At 46.9% G+C, this 944-nt stretch carries 1 protein-coding gene; it reads right to left on the reverse strand.

The features are described 5' to 3' along the window. Nucleotides 1-944: PKD-like domain-containing protein (locus C900_RS27475; RefSeq protein WP_040497697.1), on the reverse strand; the 944-nt coding region annotated here is incomplete at both ends.

The raw sequence follows: 944 nt of genomic DNA on the forward strand, positions 1-944 counted from the left end.
CCAAGCCAGGATCTACTACGACACTTACATCATAGCTACTGATGGCATCCCCATCATCGTCTGTAGATGGCAAAACAACTCCGATAGCATCGCCAGAGCATACTGTGGCATCAAGATTACCAGTGAATACAGGAGCCTCATCTATGGTTACGGTAATGGCGAAATCGGGACCTGCACAGGTGCCTATATAAGGTGTAACAGTGTAAACCACATCCAAAGGACCATTGGTAGTATTCGTAAATATATCGCCAGAGATCAAATTCATATCTGTTGTACCGCTAGCGGTGCTTGCTGTGCCTCCCAAACCAGGATCTACTACGGCACTTACATCATAACTACTGATGGCATCCCCGTCATCGTCTGTAGATGGCAAAACAACTCCGATAGCATCGCCAGTACATATCGTAGCATCAAGATTGCCTGTGAATACCGGGGCCTCATCTAACGTTACCGTTATGGTGAAATCAGGGCCGGCACAAGTACCTATATAAGGGGTGACCGTATAAATAACATCCAAAGGACCACCGGTGCCATTCGTAAATATGTCGCCAGAGATCAAATTCACATCTGTTGTACCGCTAGCGGTGCTTGCTGTGCCTCCCAAGCCAGGATCTACTACGGCACTTACATCATAGCTACTGATGGCATCCCCATCATCGTCTGTAGATGGCAAAACAACTCCGATAGCATCGCCAGTACATACCGTGGCATCGAGATTGCCCGTGAATACCGGAGCCTCATCTATCGTTACTGTAATAGTAAAGTCAGGGCCGGTACAAGTACCTATATAAGGCGTGACCGTATAAACAACATCCAAAGGACCATTGGTGGTATTCATAAATATATCGGCAGAGATCAAATTTACATCTGTTGTACCGCTAGCGGTGCTTGCTGTGCCTGCCAAGCCAGGATCTACTACGACACTTACATCATAGCTACTGATG

This window comes from Fulvivirga imtechensis AK7, assembly GCF_000331535.1.
GTDB classification, from domain to species: Bacteria; Bacteroidota; Bacteroidia; order Cytophagales; family Cyclobacteriaceae; genus Fulvivirga; species Fulvivirga imtechensis.